This window comes from Magnetospirillum sp. (genome assembly GCA_027532905.1).
In the GTDB taxonomy this organism is placed as follows: Bacteria; Pseudomonadota; Alphaproteobacteria; order CACIAM-22H2; family CACIAM-22H2; genus Tagaea.
Genome location: JAPZUA010000001.1, coordinates 896,472 through 914,635 on the forward strand (window position 1 = coordinate 896,472; position 18,164 = coordinate 914,635).

Below are 18,164 nucleotides of genomic sequence, written 5' to 3' on the forward strand. Positions count from 1 at the left end.
AAAGAGTGCCCAGCCAGACGCAGCTTGACCGGACCCTTGCGGCTTCCTACGTTTCATGTCCGTCGAATCGAGAGGAACGTCCCATGAGCGCCACCACGACCAAAGTAACCGATGCCAGTTTCCAAGCCGACGTGCTGCAATCCGGCACGCCTGTGCTCGTGGATTTCTGGGCCGAATGGTGCGGGCCGTGCAAACAGATCGCCCCTGCCCTCGACGAGCTCGCCAAGGAAATGGGCGACAAGCTGACGGTCGCCAAAATCAACATCGACGAAAACCCAATGACGCCGTCCAAATACGGCGTGCGCGGCATCCCAACTTTGATGCTGTTCAAGGGCGGCGAAGTGGCCGCCACGAAAATCGGCTCGCTGCCCAAGAGCAAGCTCTACGAATGGGTGCAAGCCAACGTGTGAGCCGCAGCGCCTGATTATGCATGACGCGAAAACCCCGCCCTCGTGGCGGGGTTTTTCATTGAGGTGTCCTAATTCAGCTGTGCGTGGAGCCAAGCCGAAAGACGGTCGCCGTAATGCGCCCAGGTAAACTCTTCGGCGCGCTTGCGCGCGGCCGCACCCATGCGGGCGCGCAAATCGGGATCGCGCGCAAGCTGGCGCAAACGTTCGACGAGCGCGTCCACGTCGCGGATCGGGACCAAGAACCCTTCCACGCCGTCCTGCACCACGCTGCCGGTGTTGGGCGTGCACACGACCGGCAGGCCCGAGGCCAGCGCTTCGTAGCTCGCAAATGCCGAGCCTTCGTGCAAGGACGGGTACGCAAACGCATCGGCCGTCTGGTAGAGGCGGTGCACCTCGTGGAATGGCACGTGCGGCACGTGGCGGAAGAAATCGGCGTAGGGGGCGAAGGCTGCGTCGCTGCCCAGTTTCTTGCCCACGCACACGAGCTCAAGATTGGGGATCGCCGCACGCTTGGCGGCTTCGAGCAGATATTTGATGCCCTTGCGCTGCGTGAGGCCGCCCACGAACAACACACGGAATTTGCCGTCGTCGGCGCGCGGACTCGGGGCCGGGCAAAAGCGCTTGGTGTCCACGCCATACGGCAGCACGAAGATACGCGTAGGGTCGGTGCCGTTCGCGACCATCGTGTCGGCCACGTATGTTGAGGGCACGATCACGCGGTCGGCTTCGATCGCTTCGGTCGCGCATTGCGCGATTACGCGCTTGGGCGGCAGCGGCAGCGTTTCGGCGAATTCGGGTGCCAAGGCTGCTTCTTGCGCAAACAGCTCGAGGCCCGTGGCGATATGGCCGATGACTTGGTTGAGGATCGCAAGACCCCCGTAGCGTTGCGCCGCACGCTGGGCGGCCAGGGCCGAGCTGTCGTGGCCGACGACAAAATCCGGGCGTTCGTCGGAAACGCGCGCGGCAAACTGCGCGTCGAAGAGATCGTTGCGCCACGCGATCGCGGCAAGCTGCGTTTCGGGGGCGAGCTTTAGGCGCGTCGTCGCGATGTAGAGAAGTTCGGCGAGCGGGCGCTGCGCCACGCTTGCGGCGGCGACACCCGCATGCGAACGGCGTTTGAGTTCGCGCTCGAGTTTGGCGCGCGAGGCTTCAGGCAGCAGTGCTGTGACCTTCGGCACGAGGCCTTTGCCGGTCCAGAACACGCCGGTTTCGAAACCGACGTCGAACCCATGGCGCTGCAAGGCCGCAACAAGCTGATACGCCAGGTGATTCGAGCCCGGATGGCCGACGAGGCCCCTTGCAGGCGAACTCATCGGCGGACCTTTGCGAGCACGGCCGTGACCTGCGCCCAATCGTCGGGCGTGGGCTTGAACATCGCGAGCACGGGTGCACCGATCTGGCGGTTGAGCGAACCCGCCATCGCACCCAGGGCCGCGATGTTCGCGACTACGAGCGCCCACGCAGCGCCCTCGATGCCGAGCCACGGCAGCAGCACGAACAAGGCGGCAAGGGCGGCGGCAAGGCCGAACGCCTCGGCCCAGCCGATCGCAAGCGATCGGTCGAACGCGTTGAGGGCCTGGATGAACATGAGCTTGGCCGCGAAAAAGGGCAGGCCCAGCAGCATGATCTGGCACAGGGTCGCACTCTGGTCGAAGGCCTGGCCGAAGATCAGCGGCACCACCCATTCGGCCAGGATGGCGAGGCCCACGGCACTTGCGATGGACATCGCCATGGCAAGGCGCAGATAGATGCCGAAGATCCGCAGCTTCTCCTGGGCACTGGGTGCTCCGCTGATCTTCGGGAACGCCACACCCGCGACCGTGTTCACGAGGATCATCGGGCCGTTCGCCACGGTCAGCGCCACCACGTAAAGGCCCATGTCGTGCGAGGTGAGGAAGGCTGCGACGGCGATCTGGTCCACGCGCTGGCGCAGGCTGTTGATCATCTCGCCCAGATGCACGCGTGCCCCGTAGCCGAGCATCGCCTTCGCCACGCCGAAATCCGGGCGCCAGCCGGTCCACCCTTTTCGGTAGAGCCAGACGACGCCGACAATCCCCGAGAGTGCCGTGCCCGCCACGTACGCCATCGCGAAATGGCCGACATCGTCGAAGCCGGCGGCAAGGAACAGCCCGATGAAGGCGAGATATCCAAGGCCGACGATGGCGCGCACGACGTTCCAGCCGAACAGGTCGAGATGGCCCTGGAACATCACCGCCACGAACAGCGAAAACAGATAGATTGGCACGAAGGCGGCCAAGTACCAGCTTTCGACCATGCGCACGGTCGCCGTCTCGGACGCGAGGACCAGCGGCATCAGGAGATAGCCCGCCACCACGAGAATCACCGCCATCGCGGCACCGATCCACATTACGGTCGCGAACAGCACCTTGGGCGGGGCAAGGCGCGTGGCCGCGCGATAGAGCAGCGCATCCGACATTGCGAGGATGCCGAACTCGAGCAGCAGACCCGGCCACAGCATGATCTCGGCAAGCTCGCCGCGCCCTTCGGGCAGCAGGATGCGGGCGGCAAGCAGACCTGTGAGGATATTCACGATCTGGATCAGGATCGTGGTCGCGAAGGACGTCGACATGTCCTTCATGGCGCGATCCTTCCGGGCAGCACATGCGCCAACGCCGCGCGCAGGCCCGCCACGTCTTCGGCGAAGCTCCAGCGTTCGATGATGGCGCGCGATTCTTCGCCCATCTTCGCGAGTTTTGCTTCGTCGCCGATTACGTCGGAGAGAGCGCGCGCAAGATCGGCTTCGTCGTCGGTGCGGAAGATGGCCCCGTTGCGGCCCGGATGCACAAGATCGGGGGCCGCGCCGATCTGGTCGGAGCAGATCACGGCTTTGCCCGCACACATGACCTCGTTGACGACGAGGCCCCAAGCTTCCTGGCCCGAGGGCAGCACGAAAACGTCGGCCAGATCGTAGCAGGCCGGCAAGTCGTTCTGCGTCTTGAAGCCGAGGAAGCGCACGGCATCGGGCCCCAGCGCTGCGGCGGCCGCCTCAAGCTCGGCGCGCTGCGGCCCGTCGCCGACGAACGCGAGCACGGGGTTGCGCATGCGCGGATCGGCGGCGATGCGCGCGAAAGCCCGCATCAGCAGGGCCGGACGCTTGCGCTCGATGAGCTTGGCGCAGAACAGCACCACGGGCCGGCCCGGTGCGATCCCGAGTTGCTGCTTGAACGCATCGCGCGAAGCCGAAGCGGTCGCCGCTTGGGCCGCGAACCGCGCATTGTCGACCGCGTAGGGCACGGTGAAGATGTCGGAATCGGCGATGCCGTAGCCGCGATAGTAAGCGCGGTTCAACGAACCGATCGCGAGATACGCGTCCACGCCCTGTTTGAGGGCTGCGAAGAAAGCGCGTTTGGCGAGCTGCTTGGCGGGCGAGCGCGTGGCCGAGATCGCGTGCGCTTCGTCGCGCAGCAGCACTTTGATGCCGCGGCGTTTGGCGCTCAGCATCGCGGCCCAGTGGCTTGCATGCGCGTAGCCGTGGATCCACAGCGCATCGAATGCGCCTTCATCGAGCGCTTTGGCAAGCCCGCGCGAAAACGGCCGCCACAGATCGAGCGGTTCGAGAATGCCGGGCGGCGGCTGCGGATCGAGGCGCGGCAGAACGTGGCTGCGATAGCCTTCGAGCAGCGGCACGTCCCACACGATTTTCTGGCCGAACTCGCCGGCCACGAACGGCCTCGTGGTGAAGTCGGTGCCGAAAAACGCCGTGAAATCGATGTCAGGCTGCTGTGCCACCAGGCGCAAAAGCGGTGCTTGGTAGGGGATCGGATGCGTCACGAGATAGGCGAGTTTGAGCTTCGCCATCGCTCAAGCATCCACGAAGGTGCTGTAGACATGGTTGGCCCAGCCGCGCAGCCCGCGCAGATGCCCATGGCGGTCGCCCGCCCCCACGAGCCATTCGCGCACCGGCACGACGAAGCCGGTCTTGGGCCGATCGCGTAACGCGTCGGGCAAAGGCGGCTTGGGTGTCGCGGCCAGATCGCGTTTGCCGGCGTGTGCCAAATGCGGCAAGGCGTTTGCGAGGAACACCGGATCGACGAACGGCACGCGGATCTCGACTGAATGCGCCATGCCGGCCCAGTCGCTGTCGCGCAGAAGCCGGTCGCGCATATAGTTCGCGATCTCGAGCGCCGACACTTTGAGCCGATCGCTGGAGGCGGCACCCAAGCCGCGATCGAGCGTGTCGGGATATCCCAACTCGGCCAAACCTTCTTCGGCCATGCCGCGCGGCAAGAGCTTGGCGATTTCCCACGGCATGTAGAGCGCACGACGCAGCAGATACGCGCCCTCGAACGTGCCGCCATATTCGAGCAGGCCCGCATATTTCGGCGAGGCGATGCGGCCGATCCAGTCTTGCGTGGCAAGCCGCACGGCCGGGCCCATGAAGCCGAAGGGGGCCGCTTGGCGCACGAGCTTCGGGATCTGCGCGAAGCTCGGGTAGCCCGCAAAAATCTCGTCGCCGCCGAGGCCCGAGAGCGCCACTTTGAGGCCAACCTGTTTGGCGGCTTCGGCCACGAAGTAGGTGTTGATGCCGTCCACGGTCGGCTGGTCCATCGCCGCGAACAAAGCGTCGCGGGCGGCCGAAAAATGCGCGCGGTCAATCCACACCGTGTGCTGGCGCGTTCCGCGCGCGGCCGCGAATTCTTCAGCAAGCGCGGTCTCGTCGTTCGCCGAGCCGCGGAACGTATCGAAGCCGAGTGTCACCGTGTCGAGCTGGCTTGCGTTGGTTTCGGCGGCGATGCCTGCGAGCACGGTCGAATCAATGCCGGCCGACAGGAACACGCCGACAGGAACGTCGGCGATCATGTGGTGGCGCACCGTATCGACGACCGCTGCGCGCAGATCCATCGCGGGTGCGCCGCGCGCCGACAACGCCGCGCACAGATCGAAAAACGGCGCAGGTTTGCGCATGCCGCGCGCATCGACGATCGCGAAATGGCCGGCGGGCAAAGCGGAAATGCCGCGATAGAGCGTGTGCGGATCGGGCACATGGCCCCACAGGAAGAAGCCCGCATGACCGGCCGGATTGGGCCGCCGGTCGACTCGGTCGCTTGCCAGCAGCGCCTTGACCTGGCTTGCAAAGCGCAGCGTGCCGCCGTCGTCGGCGATGTAGAGCGGCTTGATGCCGAACGCATCGCGCGCGAGGAACATCTCGCCCTTGGCCGCATCGTGGATCGCAAACGCGAACATGCCGCGCAGGCGGCCGAGCATGGCGACCCCGTCGCGCGCATAAAGATGCAGCAGCACTTCGGTATCGGATGCGGTTTCGAACACGGCACCTTGTGCGGTCAACTCGTCGCGCAAGGCTTGGTAGTTGAAGATCTCGCCGTTGAAAACGATGTGGAGGCCGCTGCCGGCCAGGCGCATCGGCTGGTCGGCCACGCTGCGCAGATCGACGATGGCCAAGCGCCGATGGCCGAGGGCGAGGCGCCCGTCGATCGAGAAATACTCGCCCGTGCCGTCGGGTCCGCGCAGGGCCATCGCATCGCGCATCGCGCGCAGCTCGGCTTCGCGCAGTGCCGGCGCATTCGCCCCGTACGCAAAAGCCCCGGCAATGCCGCACATCTATTTCACCGCCACGGCGTAGAGATTCTGCGTCAGCACGCGATGTTCGCGCGAGCCGGTCTCGGCCAGCAGATAGAAGCGCAGCAAGGCACGGATCATGCGCCACGCCGCATAGCGCATGGCACTCTTGAGGCCGTGCACTGCCGGCGGATCTTCGTAGCTGGCCACGCTGGTCCAGCCCGAGGCGAGGAAAAGCTGGGCGAGGCTCTCGGGCGTGAAGGCCACCTCGTGCGTAAAGTCGGAATAGATCATCAGCGTGCCGAAGGGCGAAGCGCCGTTTGGCACATGCAGGATCAAGCGCCCGCCGGGTTTGAGCACGCGTGCGATTTCGTCGACCGCCGCCACGATCTCGTCGCGCGTGAGATGCTCGAGCACGTCGAACGCCACCACGGCATCGAGGCTTGCGGGTACCGTCTTGGCCAAAGCTTCCATGAGCTGGCCTTCGCGCACGCCTGCAATGCCGAGGCGCGCTGCAGCGGCGACTTGGGCGCTTGAGCCGTCGATGCCCTCGATGTTTTTGTAGCCTGCGATTTGCGCAAAATGCAGCAAGGCGCCGTGGCCGCAGCCGAGCTCGAGAATGCGCGCCTGCCGATCGGCCGGAAAATGCGCGGCAATCAACCGGCGCAGATTGGCCGCACGCGGGGCCAGGCCCGCCACGGTTTCGGGTGCGAGCGGTGCATTGGTCGCCGAGGTGTATTTGGCGTAGATGCGCGCGCGATAGGCGGTCTCGGTCATGCCGCCCTCGCCGAGGTCGCCGCCACAAAACGCGCAAGAAGGCGCTCCTGCTGCTCGACATAGCGCTCGAACGCAAAGAGTTTTTCGACCGTGCGCACGCCCGCATCGCCCATGCGCATGCACAAGGCCGGATCGTCGCGCAAATTGCGCAGCGCTGCCGCGATCGCGTCCACGTCGAGCGGGCCGAGTGCGATGCCGCACGGGTCGGCCGCGTCGATCGCTTCGGGCGAGCCGTCCTCGTTGCCGCACAGAAACGCCGTACCGCACGCCGCCGCTTCGATGAGGCCGAGCGGAACGGCCTCGCCCCAGCCAGGCCCGCCGCGCGCGATCAAGGTCGCAACGTCGGCGGCGGCATAGAGGATCGGCAGATGCTCTTGCGGGGCGCGGCCCGTGAAGCGCACGCGCCCGTCGAGGCCTTTGGCATGCGCGTAAGCTTCGAGATCGGCACGGTCCGGGCCCGATCCCACAACGATATAGACGATGCGCGGATCGTCGAGCTTGGCGATCGCGTCCATCGTCTGGCGCTGGCCCTTGTTGGGCGGCAGCAGCATCGCGGCAACGGTCGTCGTCACGAATTTTCCCGCAAGATCGTCCCACCCGTAGTCGGCGGCAAGCCTTGCACGCGCAGCGCCCTTGGCAAGCGGCTTGAAGAAACCGACATCGACCGGATCGTAGAGCAAGCCCGTGGGCGGCACGTAGCGCCGGTATTTGGGCATCCAATCGATCGTGTATTGGCAATCGGCGATCACGAGGTCGGCCGAAGCGAACGCCGCCTCGCGCAAGGCCGGCAGCTTCGCCAGAATGTCGATGTTGTAGACATTGACCGTAAACGGCGTGCCCGACGTTTTTTTGACGAGCCAACCGAGGCCCGCGAGATAAACGTGGTTCAGCATCACGAGGTCGTAGCGCCCGCGCGCAGCCGCCGCCTCGCGCACCAGCGTCGCCACCGCCGCAAAGCGGTTGCCGAAGGCGATCTTGCGGTCGGCTATACCCTGCGCCAAACCGGGGCCGGTCTGCTTGTCGATCGATACGACCGTCGCCGTGTGGCCAAGCCGCTTCAGCGCGGCGATCTGGTAGCGACTATAGGTCGCAATGCCGCCATAGCCTTCGATGTCGAAGCCCAGATAGAGGATGCGCATCGGTGCGGGGCCTATTTGTGCGCCACGGCGACGAAGGTCTGGCTGAAGATGGCGTCGCCGCCAGTTTCGCCGGTTTCCGCCGCCAGCGCCAGCCGCAGCACGAAGCGCACGCAACGCCACAACACGCCGCGCACCGCACTCTTGAGGCCGTGCACAACGGGCTTGTCTTCGAAGCACGCCACGTTCTTGAAGTCGCACACGAGCAGCAGCTGCTCGATCGAACGGCGCGTGAAGGAGCCGGTCGCCATGATGTCCCAATAGCGCACGCGGCCCGAAAACAACGCCTCGCCGTTGGGCAGATGCAGGATGAAGCGTCCGCCCGGCTTCAGCACGCGGCGCACCTCGTCGGCCAGGCGCAGCTGCGTGGCCGGATCGAAGTAATGGTAGAGGTCGAACAGCACGATCGCATCAAGGCTGTCGCCCGGCATCGCGCGCAGTTCGGCCATCAAATCGCCTTGGCGCACGCCGGATATCTTCAGCGTGGCCGCCATCGCGACCTGCTCGGGGCTTGCATCCACGCCCGAAACGGCGGTGTAGCCCAAGCGCTGGGCGGCCCACACGATCGCCCCATGCCCGCAGCCCAGATCGACGATCTTGGCGCTTTTGTCGGGCGGGAAATGCGCGCCCACGAATTGCTGCAGGAACGGCCAGCGCCGGTCGAGATTGCCGGCCGCATCCGAAACGGCGGCATGGGTCGAGACGTAGCGGGCGAGGAAACGCTGGCGCCAGTCGGTCGCGGGATTCTGTTCGTGTTCCATCCGATTCTCTTCTTCGCCGTTTCAACGGCTCAGCCGCCAAAGCATTCCCGCCGCACGACCAGCTGTTCGGGCTCGCGCATCATGGCGGCATCGCCTTGCTGGTCGTTCAGTAGCATGACAAAGCGGTCCGACACCGCCCGAATCCGCCCTTCGGCCGCGATCAGCCAGTCGAACCTTACGATCCGGCGGCGGCGATCGGCCGGATCGCTGTCGATCGCGGTGATGCGCGCATGCGGCCCCACCCCGTCCAGCAGGATCGGGTCGGTCGCCATTTCCGACGCCCCGAACGTGCCGGGCTCCAGGAGCTTCAGATCGAGCTTCTCGAGGCATTCGGGCACTGGATCGGGCAGCCGCCAGCCCGCAAGTTCAAGGGTCAAAAAATCGAGTGCGAGCGCCATTTCGCCGCCGCGCGAGTCGCGCTGAGCCTGTGCGGGTGCGGCGCACAGCAGGGCCGCCAGGGCAGCCGACACGAAAATGGCAGAAAAAGACCGCATTGGGCCCTCGGGGCGGCGGGATGCAGGCGCTAGGTAGCGCGTTCGCTGGCCTCGCGGCAAGCGGCCTTTGCACCGCAACGGCTCCAAATACCGCCGAAGCGATGCTAATACTTGTCGCACGCAGGCAATCCGGGCTACCACGCTCGCCCGTCTTCCCCGATTGCCCGGTCCATGAAAAAAACCGCCACCCCAGACGAATTCAAGCGCGCCATGCGCCGCTTTGCCGCCGGCGTTACGCTGGTGACCACGGCCGGGCGCGGCGGGCGGGCGGGCCTCACCGCCACCGCCATGTGCTCGCTGTCGGCAGATCCGCCGCGCCTGCTGGTCTGCGTCAACCGCGATTCGGCCCCCAACCGCGCCATCGCCGCATCCAAGCGTTTCTGCGTGAACATCCTGGGCCAGAAACACCGTGCGCTTGCCTTGCGCTTTGCAGGTGCCACCGGCGTGCAGGGCGAGGAGCGCTTTGCGCAAGGGCGCTGGGGCAAGGCCGCGACCGGCGCACCCGTGCTCGAAGACGCGCTCGCCAGTTTCGACTGCACGCTTGCCGACGCCATCGAGTCCGGCACGCACACGATCTTCGTAGGCGACGTGCGTGCGGCCTCGGTTGCTGCACGCGGGTCGCCGCTCGTCTACGAAGGTGGCGGCTTCCATGGGCTGGCGGCACCCAAGCCTGCGCGCGCGACGAAAAAGACCAAACCCCGAAAATGAGAGCCTTCGCACCGCTGCGCGATCCGATCGTCGCACGGCTGTGGAGTGCCTTGTCTGTTTTCACCATGGGCGACGAACTCTATCGCGTCGCACTCGTGTGGCTTGCGATCGAGCTTGTCGGCCGCCAAGCGGGCTATCTGGGCGCCGTGCAATCGGGCTGCATGCTGGCGGGCGCCATGTTCGGCGGGGCGGTCGCAAGCGCCATCGATCCGCGCCGTGCGATGTCGATCCTGCTCGCGGCAGGCGCCGTCGCAGCCCTCGTGCCGGCGCTTGCGTGGGATTTCGGCGCGCCGAGCATACTTGCGCTTGCGATCCCGGCCGTCGGCATCTCTTTGATGCGCGCGCAGCTCGAGCCCGCGATCCAAGGCCATCTGCCGCAGCTCGTCGCCGACCGCGACGTGCTTTTTGCGGCCAACAGCCTCATCGACGGCGTGCGGCGCATGGCGCGCCTGTCGGGCCCGGCTTTGGCGGCGGGGCTGGCACTGCTGATGCCGGTGCACGAACTTTTCTACGTCTATGCGCTCGCACTCGTACTTTCGGCCTATCTGCTGCTGCGCGTGGGCGACGCATTGCCGAGCCGCGAAAAAAGCGGTAGCAGCAGCTTTCTCGTCGGCTGGAAGATCGTGCGCGCCGCCCCGGTTTTGCGCCGCCTGCTGGCGCTCAAATTTTTCACCGACGGCAGCTGGGGCCTTGTGATCGGCTACGGGCTGCCTTTGATCGTCGAGCAGCGCAACGCGACTTGGGGCCCGCTTGTCGGCATCGGCGCCTACGGGGGCGGGCTTGCGACCTACGGCGTGTGCAACCTCGCCGCCTCGATCGTCGTCGGCTCGATGAAACCCTCGCTCGGCCTCAACCGCATGCTGGCGGGATTGACGCTGACCGGGCTTGGCTTGGCCGTAACCGGTGCTGCGGCCATCTACGCACCCGATGCGTGGCTGCTGCCCGGCCTCTATCTGGGACTTGGCCTCACCGCGTTGGGGCCGCCGTTCTTCGAAGTGCCGCTCACCTTGCGCGTCCAGCTCGCCGGTTCCGCACAGTCGCAAGCGGCGGCGGCGAGCGTGCATCGCGTGCGCATCGTTGCCGTGTTCGGCGGCATCATGATGGCGGGCCTCTTGTCGCCGACCTTGTTCGGCCTGTTCGGCACAGCCGTCGCCATGACTGCGGCCGGGGCTGCGAGTGCGCTTGCGACCCTCGCCGTGTGGTACTGGCTGCCGCCCGAAAAGCTTGCCGCCGACTGATTTGCCGTTAAAATCCAAGCCCTGCGACATCACCGGAAAGAAAAGAGAAAACAATGAAGCTCGCCAGCATTCGCGTCGGAAAAAAAGAAACCTACGGAGCCGTGGTGGCGGGCGGGATCGTCGATCTCGGCAAGAAATTCGGCAAAAAATGGCCCACGCTGCGCTTGGCTCTGCTGGGTGCGGGTCTGCCGACGCTGAAGGCCTACGCCAAGGGCCGCAAGCCCGACATCAAGGACGGCAAATTCGCTTGGGCGCCGGTCATTCCCGACGCCACGCGCATTTTTTGCGCGGGCGTGAACTACCGCGAGCACCGCGCCGAAACCGGCCGCCCCGACACGCAGCACCCGACGATCTTCACGCGCTTTGCCTACACGCAGATGGGCCACGAGCAGCCGATGCTGAAGCCCCTTGAGAGCGAGCGGCTCGACTGGGAAGGCGAGCTTGCGATCGTGATCGGCAAGAAGGGCCGGCGCATTGCGCGCGAGAAGGCGATGAGCCATGTGGCGGGCTACGCCTGCTACAACGACGGCTCTGTGCGCGACTACCAGCGCCACACCTCGCAATTCACGCCCGGCAAGAACTTCGTCGCCACCGGCGGCTTCGGCCCGTGGATGGTGACGTCGGACGAGATGAAAAACATCACGGCCCAGACGCTGACCACGCGCGTGAACGGCGTGGTGAAGCAGCAGGCCACGGTCGACATGCTGATCCACGACATCCCGCAGCTGATCGCCTACATCTCGACCTTCTGCCCGCTCGAACCCGGCGACGTGATCGTGACCGGCACGCCCGGCGGCGTGGGTGCGGCACGCACCCCGCCCGAATTCATGTTCCCGGGCGACACGGTCGAGATCGAAATCACCGGCGTGGGCCTGCTGCGCAACACGATCAAAGCGGGCTAAACCGCACTCGACACGCAAGGATGCGCGGCAATCTCACACATTGCCGCGCATTTCGCGCCACAGGCCGAGTTTTTCCTGGGCCGGGCGATCCGAAAAAGCGAACAGCACACAGTCGCTCGTCGCCTCGAAGCGGCGCCATTGCCACGACGGCACCACGAAGATATCGCGCGGGCCGAATTCGAAGCTTTCGAGCTTGCCGCCCGGTGCGAACACGTAGACGCGGCCCGCACCTTCGACGCAACTGAAAACGGTTGCGTCCGTCGCCCGGTAGGGTGCCCCCGAAAAATCCTTGGGCAGCAGATGTAGCCACGTGCCGATGGTCGGCATCGCCCAGCCGCCGTCGAGCGGGTTGGCGTAGCGCATCGCAAGCCCGTGGCACGCATCGAGCGGGCCGTTGCGATGCAGTTTTTCGAGCGCTTCGCGCGACCGCGCATAGGGATAGTTGAAGACCGGGCTTGCCGCGTTCGAGCGTGCGTAGCCCAGCGGCAGCAAACCTTCGCCGAAGCGCGCTTGCGAGTCTCCCACCGGTTTGGCTTGCGTCTGCAATTCGGACTCGAACCCTTCGGCGAATGAGGCTTCGAAGAACCCGACGATCGGGATGTCGAGCCCGTCGAGCCACACCATCGGCTCTTGGCTGTCGTTGCCGTGGTCGTGCCACGCCCAGGACGGCGTAATCACGAAATCGCCGGGGCGCATTATGGTGCGCTCGCCGTCGACGGCCGTGTAGGCCCCGCTGCCTTCGACCACGAAGCGCAAGGCCGATTGGGTGTGGCGGTGCGCGCGCGCGACTTCGCCCGGCAGGATCAGTTGCAGGCCCGCATAAAGCGAGTTCGTGATGCGCGACTGGCCGGGGAGGCCCGGATTTTCGAGGATCAGCACGCGCCGCTCGGCCTCCGCCGCGGAAATCACGGACCCGGCTTCGAGCACGAAGGGCCGCACATCCGCCCAGCGCCAGCAATGGGCGACAGCGGCCGATTTGGGCTCTTTGGCGACGAGACTTTTCATGACCTCCCACAGCGGCGTCAGCGACGACGTCGCGATGCGGTCGTAGAAAGCTTGGCGGGCCGGATCTGGGCTGGGATTGGGGCTGGGGTCGGACATGAACAAAGTCTAGCGCCGCGCTTGCAGTTACGCCATGCCGCGCGCGACGCAATTGGACTATGATCGGCATTATGCAGGCTGGTTCCGCAAGTCCCGGTTTCGTCGATCTGTTTACGCCCAAGCTGTTGACGGTGCTGCGCGAGGGCTACGGCTTCGCCCAGTTGCGTGCCGATGCGCTCGCCGGCCTCACGGTCGCCATCGTGGCGTTGCCGCTGTCGATGGCGATCGCGATCGCCTCGGGTGCCACACCCGCGCAAGGGCTCTACACGGCGATCGTCGGCGGCTTTCTTGTGTCGGCCCTTGGCGGCAGCCGCTTCCAGATCGGCGGACCTGCGGGGGCTTTCATCGTGCTCGTCGCCGCCACCGTCGCCGTCCACGGCATGGACGGGCTCATCCTGGCCACGATCCTGTCGGGGCTGATCCTCGCGGCGATGGGGTTCTTGCGCGTCGGTACCTACGTGAAATTCGTGCCCTATCCGGTCACGGTCGGGTTCACGGCCGGCATCGCGGTCATCATCTTCGCCAGCCAAATCAAAGAAATCTTCGGCCTCACGCTGGCAGTGCCCGAGCCCGGCGCTTTGGTCGCCAAGCTTGCGGTGCTGTGGCATGCGCTGCCGAGCGTCAATGCGGCGGCCGCGTGCGTTGCAGCCGCGACGATCGCGACGATCCTCGGGCTTCGGCGCTGGCGCCCGCATTGGCCGGGCTTGCTGATTGCGGTCGCAGGCTCCGCCGTCGCGACCTTTGCGTTCGGCTTGCCGGTCGAAACGATCGGCACGCGCTTTGGCGGCATCCCGGCGGGCTTCCCAATGCCGGCCCTGCCCGAATTGAGCTGGGCCAAGATCGTGGTGGTGCTGCCGAGTGCCGTCTCGTTTGCGATGTTGGGAGCCATCGAATCGCTGCTATCGGCCGTGGTGGCCGACGGCATGACCGGGCGGCGCCATCGCTCGAACTGCGAATTGGTCGCTCAAGGGATCGCCAATGTGGGCTCCGGCCTGTTCGGCGGCATGTGCGTGACGGGCACCATTGCGCGCACGGCAACGAATGTGCGCAGCGGCGCGCACGGCCCCGTGGCTGGCATGCTGCATGCGCTTTTCTTGCTGCTGTTCGTGCTGCTTGCTGCATCGGCCGCCGACCACATCCCGCTGGCAGCACTTGCGGGCGTGCTTGCCGTGGTCGCGTGGAACATGGTCGAGCGCCAGGCGGTCGCGACGTTGCTGCGCGTCTCGCGCGGCGACGCGGCCGTCTTGGCGACGACATTCTTCCTCACGATCTTCCGCGATCTTACCGAGGCGATCGTCGTCGGCTTCGCGATGGGGGCGATGCTGTTCATCCACCGCATGTCGACGAGCGTTGCGGTGAGCGGCGAGCGCGGCCTCGGGCTCGAAGACCGTGCCGACACGCATGGCGAAGACCGCATCCCCTATCGCGACGAATCCGCCGGTGACCGCGACATTGCGGTCTACCGCATCAGCGGTGCTTTCTTTTTCGGAGCTGCCGCTTCGATCGGCTCGGTGCTCGAGGATATCGGCGAGGCGCCCAAGGCGCTGGTCGTGGATTTTGCGGCTGTCCCGCTGCTCGATTCGACGGCCGCGCACATCATCGAGGGTCTCGCGCACAAATGCGCGCGCGATGGCGTGCGCCTATGCCTGACGGGGACAAACCACGACATGCGCCAGACGCTGTTCGCGCTCGGCGTCAAACCGCCGCTGGCGCGGTATGAAAAGTCGGTCGAAAAAGCGGTGGCCGACTTGCGCCGGCCATCCGAAGCAAGTTAGCGCGCGGCTGCGACCGACATCATGTCGGGGTTGGTCACAAGCAGCGAGTCGCTGGCGGAATCGTGGGCCAGAGCCAACGCCGTCACCACTGCAACCATCGCCGCCAAAGCCAAAAACGCAAACATTTGTATCTCCAAAGCCGACGGTCATGTCCGTCGTGCGAAGACACTATGCAGCGGTACCGTCGGAAGTTTCATTGCTAAGGCGACAGTCAAGCTATGCACTTTACTCATGTATCGATACATGATTTCGGCGTTTTTCACATATCTGAGCACCAAAATTCACTGTTTGGCCATAAAGCGGCCCGAATAAAGCCTTGGAAGCCTCGTTATATGGGTAGATCGACGGAAGCGTTTTTGCGATCGCGCACGCGAAGGATCCGTTGGACGGCCGCACGAGGGACACCCGGACTCCACCCTTGCTGCGGCAACTTGCGCGAAGGCGGGTGCGAGCCCGGATGTACGGTTCGCATCCGCCCTTTTTTTTTCGCTAAGCTCCTTTCCATGATGGGCGAATCGGCAGCAGGCCTCTCGGGGCGCGAATTGGCGTGCATGCGCGGCGGCAGAACCGTGTTCGCCAAGCTCGATTTCGGCTTCGCCCCCGGCGATCTCGTGGTGCTGCGCGGTCCCAACGGGGCCGGCAAATCGAGCCTGCTGCGCGTGCTGGCGGGGCTTGTGGCCCCAGCCGCCGGCACGCTTGCCTGGCACGGGGCCGACATCGCCGACGATCCGGCCGGCCATCGCGCGCGCCTGCAATATGTCGGGCACCTCGACGCGCTCAAAGCCAACCTCACCGCGCGCGAACATCTGCGCTTCCACGCCGCCTTGCGCGAAGTGGGCGGGCGCGACGTCGAAGGCCACCACATTGCGCATGCGCTCGATGTTTTCGGCCTTGCCAAACTCGCCGACCGCCCGGCGCGTTTTTTGAGCCAGGGCCAAAAGCGGCGCGTGGCGTTGGCGCGCCTGTGCGTGGCCCCCGCCGCTTTGTGGCTGCTCGACGAACCCACCAACGGGCTCGATGTCGAAGGCGTTGCGTGCCTCGCATCCGCCATCGCCGACAAGCGCGAGGGCGGCGGCATTGTGATCGCGGCCACGCATCTCGATTTTCCGGGCAGCCAAGCGCGCACGCTGACGCTGCGTGCGGCCCAATGAGCGCTGCTTTTGCCCTGCTGCGGCGCGATCTGTCGCTCGGCCTACGCAATGTCGGCGAAACGCTGACCGTGCTCGCATTCTTCGTGATCGCCGCCACGCTGTTTCCGTTTGGCATCGGGCCCGAGCCGCAGATCCTCGCACGCGTTGCGACCGGCATCGTGTGGGTCGTGGCGTTGCTCGCAAGCCTGTTGCCGCTCGAGCGACTGTTCCAGGCGGAGGCCGACGAAGGCGGGCTCGACCAGCTCTTGCTCGCCCCCGCCCCACTCGAAGCGCTTGTGCTGGCCAAATGTGCCGCGCTATGGCTCGGCAGTGCCGTGCCGTTGATCGCCGTGTCGCCGATCGTGGCCGCGATGCTGCAACTGCCGAGCGAGGCTTTCGGCACGTTGCTCGCCTCGCTGCTGCTCGGCACGCCGAGCCTTGCCCTGCTTGGCGGCATTGGGGCAGCCCTCGCCGTGGGGGCGCGCAAAGGCTCGGCCTTGCTCGCCTTGATCGTGCTGCCGCTCGCAATTCCGGTGCTGATTTTCGCGGTCGCGGCTGTAGAAGCGCAGATCGCCGGCCTCAGCGTGCGGCCGCATTTGTTCTTGCTGGCGGGGTTTGCGGTGTTCTGGCTCACGGTTGCCCCGTTCGCCATGGCAGCCGCCTTGCGCCAAGCGGCGTCTTAACGCCATATTCCCGCCGCGAATGGGTTGGAAATTGACGCCGATCCGACCATTATATCTGCCAGGGGAAACGACAACGCCGATGGGACCGCCGAGGGGACTGTCTTGAACTGGCAAGCTCTTGCAAATCCGGCGCGCTTCAAGCGTCTGTCGAACCTGCTGCTGCCGTGGTTTGCGGGCGGTGCTGCCGTCTGCCTCGCCGTCGGACTCTATCTCGGGCTCGTGGCCTCGCCGCCGGACTACCAGCAAGGCGACAGCGTGCGCATCATGTATGTGCATGTGCCCGCCGCGTGGATGGCGATGTTCGTCTACGCCAATCTCGCGATTGCGGCCGCCGCCTCGCTCGTGTGGCGCCATCCGTTGGCCGACGTTGCGGGCCGAGCCATGGCGCCCATCGGGGCGGCCTTCACCTTCCTGTGCCTTGCCACCGGCTCGCTGTGGGGCAAGCCGATGTGGGGCACATGGTGGGTGTGGGATGCGCGCCTCACCTCGGTGCTGATTCTGTTTTTCGTCTATATCGCCTACATGGCGCTCAACTCGGCCTTCGACGACGACACGCGCGGGGCGCGCAGCTCGGCGATCCTTGCCCTCGTGGGTGCGATCAATCTGCCGATCATCAAATTCTCGGTCGATTGGTGGAACACGCTGCACCAGCCCGCCTCCGTGTCGCGCCTCGACGGGCCCAGCATCCACGCTTCGATGCTCACACCGCTGCTGCTGATGGCGGTCGGGTTCACGCTGCTCTTCTTTGCACTCGCCCTAGTGCGCATGCGCGCAGGCCTCATCGAGCGGCGGCTTGCCGCCCTCTCCTATTCGCGCAGCGCCGAAGCGGGCGTGGCGAGTTTCCGCTGATGGCAGAATTTTTCGCGATGGGCGGCTACGCCGATTTTGTGTGGGCAGCCTACGGCCTCACAGCCGCCGTGCTGACCGTGCTGGTCGTGGCGAGCGTGCGGCGCCTCAAAACGCTCGAGCGCGATTTGGCCGCCGCCGACGGGGACGAGCAAAGCCCATGAAACTGCCCAAAGCCCGTACGGCGCGCCGCCGCCGTCTTGCCGTGTTGCTGCTGGCAGGCCTCGGCCTCGGCACGGCCGCCGCCCTCACGCTGACGGCATTCGACGACCATCTCGTGTTCTTCCACACGCCCACCGACGTCGCCGACAAAAAAGTGCCGCTCGACCGGCAAATGCGCATCGGCGGCCTCGTCGAAGTGGGCTCGCTCGAGCGCGTGCAGGGTACGGCCGAAGTGCGCTTCCGCGTGACCGACCTCGAACATGCCGTCCCTGTTGCCTATGTGGGCGTGCTGCCCGACCTGTTCCGCGAGGGCCAAGGCGTGGTCGCCAACGGCAAGCTTGCCGCCGACGGCACATTCCGCGCGCGCGAAGTGCTGGCCCGCCACGACGAAAACTACATGCCGCCGGAAGCGGCCGAAGCGCTGAAACGCTCGGGCCGATGGAACGAAACGATGGGTGCCGGTACGGCTCCCCCCCCTGCCCCCGCAGCACAGAGGTAGCCCC

General features: G+C 65.8%; 20 protein-coding genes. 10 read left to right on the forward strand and 10 right to left on the reverse strand.

The features are described 5' to 3' along the window. Positions 1-83: 83 nt before the first annotated feature. On the forward strand, positions 84-410 hold the full coding sequence (gene trxA, locus O9320_04325; GenBank protein MCZ8310055.1) for a thioredoxin TrxA: 327 nt from the start codon (positions 84-86) through the stop codon (positions 408-410). A 68-nt stretch (positions 411-478) separates the two neighbouring features. Here trxA and O9320_04330 read toward each other — a convergent pair whose 3' ends face one another. From O9320_04330 to O9320_04365, 8 genes are read right to left on the reverse strand one after another with little or no spacing between them, the layout of a single operon-like run. Then, the gene (locus O9320_04330; GenBank protein MCZ8310056.1) at positions 479-1,723 is read right to left on the reverse strand and encodes a glycosyltransferase family 4 protein; all 1,245 of its coding nucleotides are present in this window, start codon (positions 1,721-1,723) and stop codon (positions 479-481) included. After that, positions 1,720-3,009, reverse strand: a complete 1,290-nt coding sequence (locus O9320_04335; GenBank protein MCZ8310057.1) for an oligosaccharide flippase family protein — start codon at positions 3,007-3,009, stop codon at positions 1,720-1,722. Before O9320_04335 ends, O9320_04330 begins: the two co-directional genes overlap by 4 nt. Further along, positions 3,006-4,229, reverse strand: a complete 1,224-nt coding sequence (locus tag O9320_04340; GenBank protein MCZ8310058.1) for a glycosyltransferase family 4 protein — start codon at positions 4,227-4,229, stop codon at positions 3,006-3,008. Before O9320_04340 ends, O9320_04335 begins: the two co-directional genes overlap by 4 nt. A gap of 3 nt (positions 4,230-4,232) precedes the next feature. Beyond that, the gene (asnB, locus tag O9320_04345; GenBank protein MCZ8310059.1) at positions 4,233-5,990 is read right to left on the reverse strand and encodes an asparagine synthase (glutamine-hydrolyzing); all 1,758 of its coding nucleotides are present in this window, start codon (positions 5,988-5,990) and stop codon (positions 4,233-4,235) included. Further along, a complete protein-coding gene (locus O9320_04350; protein MCZ8310060.1) occupies positions 5,991-6,725 on the reverse strand; it encodes a class I SAM-dependent methyltransferase in 735 nt (244 codons plus the stop codon). Next, positions 6,722-7,864, reverse strand: a complete 1,143-nt coding sequence (locus O9320_04355; GenBank protein ID MCZ8310061.1) for a glycosyltransferase family 4 protein — start codon at positions 7,862-7,864, stop codon at positions 6,722-6,724. Before O9320_04355 ends, O9320_04350 begins: the two co-directional genes overlap by 4 nt. Before the next feature lie 11 nt (positions 7,865-7,875). Then, entirely contained in the window at positions 7,876-8,622 is a 747-nt protein-coding gene (locus O9320_04360) for a class I SAM-dependent methyltransferase (protein MCZ8310062.1), read from the reverse strand. Between the two features lie 29 nt (positions 8,623-8,651). Beyond that, positions 8,652-9,116: a hypothetical protein gene (locus O9320_04365; protein MCZ8310063.1), complete on the reverse strand. Its 465-nt coding sequence runs from the start codon at positions 9,114-9,116 to the stop codon at positions 8,652-8,654. 171 nt (positions 9,117-9,287) lie between these two features. On the opposite strand from O9320_04365, the gene O9320_04370 reads away from it, so the two are divergent. The 3 genes from O9320_04370 to O9320_04380 are packed head-to-tail and all read left to right on the forward strand — an operon-like array spanning position 9,288 to position 11,964. Next, positions 9,288-9,824 (forward strand): flavin reductase family protein, encoded by a 537-nt coding sequence (locus O9320_04370; GenBank protein MCZ8310064.1) that lies wholly within the window; start codon positions 9,288-9,290, stop codon positions 9,822-9,824. Continuing rightward, on the forward strand, positions 9,821-11,062 hold the full coding sequence (locus tag O9320_04375) for a hypothetical protein (GenBank protein ID MCZ8310065.1): 1,242 nt from the start codon (positions 9,821-9,823) through the stop codon (positions 11,060-11,062). The genes O9320_04370 and O9320_04375 overlap by 4 nt, the downstream gene beginning before the upstream one ends. A 53-nt stretch (positions 11,063-11,115) precedes the next feature. Beyond that, positions 11,116-11,964 (forward strand): fumarylacetoacetate hydrolase family protein, encoded by an 849-nt coding sequence (locus O9320_04380; GenBank protein ID MCZ8310066.1) that lies wholly within the window; start codon positions 11,116-11,118, stop codon positions 11,962-11,964. A gap of 33 nt (positions 11,965-11,997) precedes the next feature. On the opposite strand, the gene gtdA is transcribed toward O9320_04380, so the two are convergent. After that, on the reverse strand, positions 11,998-13,065 hold the full coding sequence (gene gtdA / locus O9320_04385; protein MCZ8310067.1) for a gentisate 1,2-dioxygenase: 1,068 nt from the start codon (positions 13,063-13,065) through the stop codon (positions 11,998-12,000). Positions 13,066-13,136: 71 nt separating this feature from the next. Here gtdA and O9320_04390 point away from each other — a divergent pair, with 71 nt between their 5' ends. Further along, entirely contained in the window at positions 13,137-14,840 is a 1,704-nt protein-coding gene (locus O9320_04390; protein ID MCZ8310068.1) for a SulP family inorganic anion transporter, read from the forward strand. Here O9320_04390 and O9320_04395 read toward each other — a convergent pair. Next, positions 14,837-14,965 carry a hypothetical protein gene (locus O9320_04395; protein ID MCZ8310069.1) on the reverse strand — a complete coding sequence of 43 codons (129 nt, stop codon included), beginning with the start codon at positions 14,963-14,965 and terminating at the stop codon, positions 14,837-14,839. The genes O9320_04390 and O9320_04395 overlap by 4 nt on opposite strands. Before the next feature lie 378 nt (positions 14,966-15,343). Here O9320_04395 and ccmA point away from each other — a divergent pair, with 378 nt between their 5' ends. The 5 genes from ccmA (at position 15,344) to ccmE (ending at position 18,160) form a co-directional block, all read left to right on the forward strand. Continuing rightward, entirely contained in the window at positions 15,344-15,991 is a 648-nt protein-coding gene (ccmA, locus tag O9320_04400) for a cytochrome c biogenesis heme-transporting ATPase CcmA (protein MCZ8310070.1), read from the forward strand. Beyond that, positions 15,988-16,653 carry a heme exporter protein CcmB gene (gene ccmB / locus O9320_04405; protein MCZ8310071.1) on the forward strand — a complete coding sequence of 222 codons (666 nt, stop codon included), beginning with the start codon at positions 15,988-15,990 and terminating at the stop codon, positions 16,651-16,653. The genes ccmA and ccmB overlap by 4 nt, the downstream gene beginning before the upstream one ends. Before the next feature lie 144 nt (positions 16,654-16,797). After that, on the forward strand, positions 16,798-17,502 hold the full coding sequence (locus tag O9320_04410) for a heme ABC transporter permease (GenBank protein MCZ8310072.1): 705 nt from the start codon (positions 16,798-16,800) through the stop codon (positions 17,500-17,502). Continuing rightward, a complete protein-coding gene (ccmD, locus tag O9320_04415; GenBank protein ID MCZ8310073.1) occupies positions 17,502-17,663 on the forward strand; it encodes a heme exporter protein CcmD in 162 nt (53 codons plus the stop codon). The genes O9320_04410 and ccmD overlap by 1 nt, the downstream gene beginning before the upstream one ends. Then, complete coding sequence (gene ccmE, locus O9320_04420) at positions 17,660-18,160, forward strand: cytochrome c maturation protein CcmE (GenBank protein MCZ8310074.1); 501 nt, start codon at positions 17,660-17,662, stop codon at positions 18,158-18,160. The genes ccmD and ccmE overlap by 4 nt, the downstream gene beginning before the upstream one ends. Positions 18,161-18,164 lie beyond the last annotated feature (4 nt).